Source organism: Clostridium tepidiprofundi DSM 19306 (assembly GCF_001594005.1).
Lineage (GTDB): Bacteria > Bacillota > Clostridia > Clostridiales > Clostridiaceae > Clostridium_AC > Clostridium_AC tepidiprofundi.
The window spans coordinates 1-5,675 of the sequence record NZ_LTBA01000081.1; the positions used below are offsets into that span (position 1 = coordinate 1).

Genomic DNA, 5,675 nt, shown 5'->3' on the forward strand with positions numbered 1-5,675 from the left:
AATTACAGGTGGTAAACGATTAATCAAAAATTTATATAAGGAGTATCATCATTTTGCAGATATCATCGTAGCTGATGCTCTATATTGTAAATCTACTTGGATTAAAGAAGTGCTTTCAATTGGAATGTAGCAACAAAAATTGTTCATTTCATTTCCAATTTTTGAAAGGGGTCAGGTACCTTACATAGATTGGTAATTTTAGTGCTAATCTATGATGCTTAATGGAGTAGGTGGCAGAGAAATTGGAGTTGCTGCAGGAACGCAAATATCTATTAAACTAGATGAAGTGATGGACTTATTTTACTCACTCAAATCACCATATCGTAAAAAGTAGTATTTGTTATGAATGTAAATTTCTTAAAGAATATCATTGATACTATTAAAAAATTATTTACTTCATGATAGAATATCAATATAAGGAAGATTGTAAAGGCATATTAATGTATAACAGATGGAGGAATGGTCATAGCAAGAAGGAGTTATGGATTTAAAGAAAGAGTACCAAAGATATTAGTTGATAAGTTTATTGATGATAGAGAAAAATTTAATAAATATAATGAATGGAAAAAATGGACTGTAATAAATAAAAATATAAAAGGAAAGGTAGGTGTAAAGCCTGATTTGTGGTTAATTAATAGGAAGAAATTATTAGGAATAGCAAGTTAGAAGTAACTTAAAAATAGATGTATTGCCTAAGTACACCTAGTAGGAAAGGCTTAGGTGATTAAAACATTTTGAGGAATGGGTAACTCTCATAATCTTGTAGGACTCTATTGGGATAATTGAACAATAGTGGCAAGACGAGATTTAGCAATGCTATCCTAGTGGTTGAATCCTGTGATACCACCATCTTATTAGTTCGATAAGGTGAAAAATTTAGACAGGTAATATTGTCTAAATTTTAGAAATTAGGTAAGAAATTAGATGCAGCTAATTGATATACTTAAAAGCAAAAAGGTCAAGGTAATTGAAATACCAAAATGGGGAACTTTTTTACGAAAGCAGTGGGAAGATAACTTTGCAAATCATTTGAGACTTGAAGAAAAGAAAGCTATTCATCTATTTGACGATGATGGTTTCTGTGGCTTTCTTTGGCACATATTTAGCTATGAGAAAAGAGAATGTTTAAAAGGAGAAAAAGCTGAACAAGCCTTTGATAATATGAAGAAAAGTGCTTGTTATGTTTTTTTTCAACATACAGATGATGTTTTGATTCTTGAGGATGCAGCCAAGTTTAATTCAAATGATTTATTGGATGAGTCAGATGTTTACGTTGTGGATAAAGAATTTAATTGGACCTATGTAAAAACACATGAAACAGGGTATTGTGGACCTTATTTTAGTCGAAGAATGTAATGCTTTGAAAAAACATTCTGTTCATTATCCATTTTAGATAAAGACAATTAGTTAATAGTTTATTAGCAACAAAAATTGTTTATTTTACTTCCAATTTTTGAAAGGGGTCAGGTACCTTGCAATGTGAAAACAATAAAAGTGTTGGAGTTTCTACTGTTTTTTCAAAGAAACTAAAATAGATTTTAAAAATAATTATTTAAACATTATATTAAGCGAGTTGATTATCCATAAAATATGATAATCAACTCGCTTAATATATTTTTTTGATTTAAAGTATTTATTAATTTTGTTTTAAACAAATTAGTTACAATAATACTTAGTATTTGCACATATACAAAAAATATACGGACAAGTCATTTAATATGTTGTAATTTATGTAAAACAATGGTATGATGATTTTGTTTCATGTAACGCTAATAAATAATTAGGAGGAACAAGGATGATAAACATATTATTAAGTCAGTATAATTTTCAAGATAAATGGGCTAGAGATATAATACAAAAATATATACATTCTAATGATAAAATTACAGTAATTCCATTTGCTTTTAGTGAAAAATTGATAGGTAATATTATGGAATGGCAAGATGCATACAATGAAAATTATGGTAAGTATTATAGAGAAATAGTTGAACCATTTTTAGAGCTAGGTATTAGTGAGAAAAATATTACCTTTCTTAATTTTTTTGAAGATACTGAAGATAAAATGAAAAGAATAATAGAAAGTAGTGATATTGTATTTTTAACAGGTGGACTTCCAGACATGGCAGTTCAACATGTTTTAGAGAAAGGCTTACTCAATAGTATAAATGAGAGCAAGATAATTATAGGTGTAAGTGCAGGGGCTTTAATGCAATTGAGTAATTATCATATATCACCAGATAAAGACTATCCAGAATTTATGTATTCAAAAGGATTAGGATTAATAAAGGAGAACTTTTATATTGAAGTTCATTATTCAGAAACTGATCTAGAAAATAACTGTATCAAAAGAGCATTAAAAGAAAAAACAGATATAGTTTATGCCATTAAAGATACTGGAGGAATAATTTTAGATAATAACACGATTACATTGCTTGGGGATGTGATTACCTTTAAAAAATAGAAATTTATTAGCATTTTTTAAATGAAATTTTAAAGGCAATAATCTAGAATATGAGAAAAATTATGGAGGAGGGTTAATTGAGTTATCCTAGAATTAAAATAAATTTATCTAAAATAAAACATAATACTACAACTATGGTTAATAGGTGTCGAGAAAGAAATATTTATGTAGCTGGGGTAACAAAGATGTGTAGTGGAGACCCAGTAATTGCAAAGGTACTAGTAGACAGCGGAGTAAATTTATTAGCGGATTCAAGAGTTTTGAATTTAAAAAGATTGGAAAAATTTAATGTACCTAAAATGCTTATACGTATTCCTATGAAAAGTAATGTAAAAGAAATAGTTAAATATTCGGATATTTGTCTGTTATCGGAATATGAGCTAGCAAAAAGTATATCTAGTGAAGCATTAAAACAAAATAAGAAATATAAGGTAATATTAATGGTTGACTTAGGAGATTTAAGAGAAGGTTTATATTATGATGAAAAAATATACGAAATTGCAGAAAATATTATTAAATTGAAAGGGATAACCTTATATGGTATTGGTGCGAACCTATCGTGTTATGGCGGTGTAGAGCCTACTAGAGAAAATTTAAATAGATTAGTGTATATAAAAAGACAGATCTATAGAAGGTTTAATGTAGATATAGAAATTATATCAGGAGGTGCATCTGGTAGTACAAATCTTTTTGATAAAGATGAAATTCCTAAAGAAATAAATCAGCTAAGGTTAGGAGTATCTCTTTTTTTAGGATTAGGATTAAATGATGAGCCCATAGAAGGGCTTATATACGATGCGTTTACACTTGAGGCTGAAATAGTAGAGGTGCAGATGAAACCATCTAAATCCATAGGAAAAATAGGAGTTACTGCCTTTGGGGAAGATTCATATTTTGAAGATAAGGGGAAAAGGCTAAGAGCAATATGTGCAATAGGTGGACAAGATGTCAATCATATAGATATAAGACCTATAGACCATAAGTGTGAAATATTGGGAAGTAGTAGTGATCATTTATTGTTAGATATAACCGAGAGTGATGTTCAGTATAAGGTTTGTGATACTATAGAATTTAACTTGAATTATAGAGGGAGCCTTTTTGCTATGACTTCTGAGTATATTTATAGAGAATATGTTTAGGCTGAGAGTAGGAAGTAATAAAAATAGTATAATGATTAAGAAAAGAACACTTAGATAATAGGTGTTCTTTTTTGTGAAATAAACAGATATGGTATAGTGTGTGCTAATGCTAAACTAATAGTTGTTCAGTTATACCTTTAAGATTACATTCATTTTCGTACAAAATATAAAGACATTTTTTAGATATAATAGCATTTATATTATCAACATCAGTGATTAAGTAATCAACTGTTACATTAAATATATCAGCACGATAAGGGAAAAGAATACTTTATGCTATTATTATTCACCCAATTGCATAATATACTTCAATATAGTTCAATATAGTATTAATAGTAATTGTATATGTAGAATTAAAATATAAAATTAAGAACAAAACAGAGTATCAGACAAAATTAATAGCTTAATGATAATATTGATTGGGTGTGGTATTTTGAGAAAAGTAATATCAAATATTGCAGATAGCTATGGGTTACATAGTCTTCACAGAGAATATAGTAGTGCGACACGTTGCAATATGAAAAGTATTGCCTAGATAAATAAGTTATCTAAGAACTAATAGTTTGAAAAGTCAAATGAGAGGGTAACGCCTTGAAGGGTTTTCTCTAATACTCCGAATGGCGAAATTTTTATTAAGAAGGATAACGTCATAAGCTCGGTGAAGTCGGCTGAGATTACACCCTAACGTGTAATGATGAGGAAAAGCGAACCAGAGGTGGTCGAGTGTAAGATAGGTCGGGAGTCTATAAAATATCTATGGTGAGAATGTCCTAATAAAGAAGGGACTGACGAAATTCCGAATGTAAGGGTCTATAGCAACAAAAACTGCAGTCCAGTTTTTGTAAGGTACCTGACCCCTTACAAAGATTGGAAGTGAAACGAACAATCTTTGTAGCTACTGCTAATTCATATTTATTATGCTCTTTATTGAATGTATATCCTGTCTTTTCAAATCTTTTTCTTAATGTGCTTCTAGCAATATCAATATCTTTGCATATTTGAGTCAATGAAGTACCTTGCTTAAGTTGTTTATTTACAAAATCAATTTGCTCTAGTTGATTTAACTTATCAAATTCGCTTCTCTTCATCATTTACACCCTTTCGTAATTACAAGTACTATTTGTATTATTATAAAACTTCGGTAAAAAATAAAAATCCCCTTTATTTAATGCACCGTTTATCAGGGGAAAATAGTATAATTTGTAATTTCAAAAATAGCCACTCAAAAACACTTTAGAATGGCTCAAGACATTTCAAGGTATGTTTTGGCTATTTTTAATTTTAAACGTCATACATTAGGTTATATAAGAAAATAGAGGTATTCTATTTTAAAGGTCATGTTGGATTTACACTTTATTCTTATACAATACAAATTTGATGAATATGTTATCATTTTAGTTATTTTATGGTATAATATCACCGTGTATTGAAGAAAGTGAAAGGAAATTACTATGTTTTTATCATATTTTATCATAACATTATTAGTAATACTAAAAATGTTAACACTAATAATAATTACTCATATCTTAATTATTATTATAAATAACTTTTTAATTATACTCAATAAACCGAGTCTTACAGGTAAAAAGATTGCAAGATTAACTAATGAAAAAATTTCTTATGTAAGTTTAATTTTAGATATTGTTGGAATAATTGTATTTTTAATTATATTACTTTGGGGGATTTATAGTGTTAATGATAAAGAAGGACTAATTATTGGAATATTTGGCTCGTTTTTTAATATAGATCTCAACCTTAAACATTTAATTAGAGACGTAAAATATTCATATATTACAAATAAAGGAATCTATTTCAAGAAAAAATTTTATAAATGGAATAAAATATCACATTACAAGTGGATAAGTTCAGATACTATACTTTTTGAAACGGTTTGTTGTTTACCGTATTTCAATGCTTTGTAGCGTATCGAATACTTATAAAAAATATTATGAAACGTATCAAAAATACACTTGATATTATGATACATTTGTATTATAATTTTGGACATAAAGAGAGGGGAAGCAACTATGAGAATTTATGGCTATGCAAGGGTAAGTACAAAGGAACAGAATTTA

The 5,675-nt window shown here is 28.3% G+C and carries 6 protein-coding genes; 5 read left to right on the plus strand and 1 reads right to left on the minus strand.

Features of this window, described 5'->3' with window-relative positions; all coding sequences use genetic code 11:
- Nucleotides 1-459 precede the first annotated feature (459 nt).
- The 4 genes from CLTEP_RS13290 (at nucleotide 460) to CLTEP_RS13305 (ending at nucleotide 3,600) form a co-directional block, all read left to right on the plus strand.
- Nucleotides 460-666, plus strand: a complete 207-nt coding sequence (locus tag CLTEP_RS13290; RefSeq protein WP_066827481.1) for a hypothetical protein — start codon at nucleotides 460-462, stop codon at nucleotides 664-666.
- A 258-nt stretch (nucleotides 667-924) separates the two neighbouring features.
- Complete coding sequence (locus CLTEP_RS13295) at nucleotides 925-1,356, plus strand: DUF4275 family protein (RefSeq protein WP_066827483.1); 432 nt, start codon at nucleotides 925-927, stop codon at nucleotides 1,354-1,356.
- Between the two features lie 439 nt (nucleotides 1,357-1,795).
- Nucleotides 1,796-2,461 carry a Type 1 glutamine amidotransferase-like domain-containing protein gene (locus CLTEP_RS13300; protein WP_066827485.1) on the plus strand — a complete coding sequence of 222 codons (666 nt, stop codon included), beginning with the start codon at nucleotides 1,796-1,798 and terminating at the stop codon, nucleotides 2,459-2,461.
- Between the two features lie 77 nt (nucleotides 2,462-2,538).
- Nucleotides 2,539-3,600, plus strand: coding sequence for an alanine/ornithine racemase family PLP-dependent enzyme (locus tag CLTEP_RS13305; protein ID WP_084364991.1), 1,062 nt, complete (start codon nucleotides 2,539-2,541; stop codon nucleotides 3,598-3,600).
- A 770-nt stretch (nucleotides 3,601-4,370) separates the two neighbouring features.
- Here the strand turns inward: CLTEP_RS13305 and CLTEP_RS13310 are convergent.
- A complete protein-coding gene (locus CLTEP_RS13310; RefSeq protein ID WP_066827487.1) occupies nucleotides 4,371-4,688 on the minus strand; it encodes a DUF4250 family protein in 318 nt (105 codons plus the stop codon).
- 363 nt (nucleotides 4,689-5,051) lie between these two features.
- On the opposite strand from CLTEP_RS13310, the gene CLTEP_RS13315 reads away from it, so the two are divergent.
- Nucleotides 5,052-5,522, plus strand: coding sequence for a hypothetical protein (locus CLTEP_RS13315; RefSeq protein ID WP_066827489.1), 471 nt, complete (start codon nucleotides 5,052-5,054; stop codon nucleotides 5,520-5,522).
- The last annotated feature ends 153 nt before the right edge of the window (nucleotides 5,523-5,675 follow it).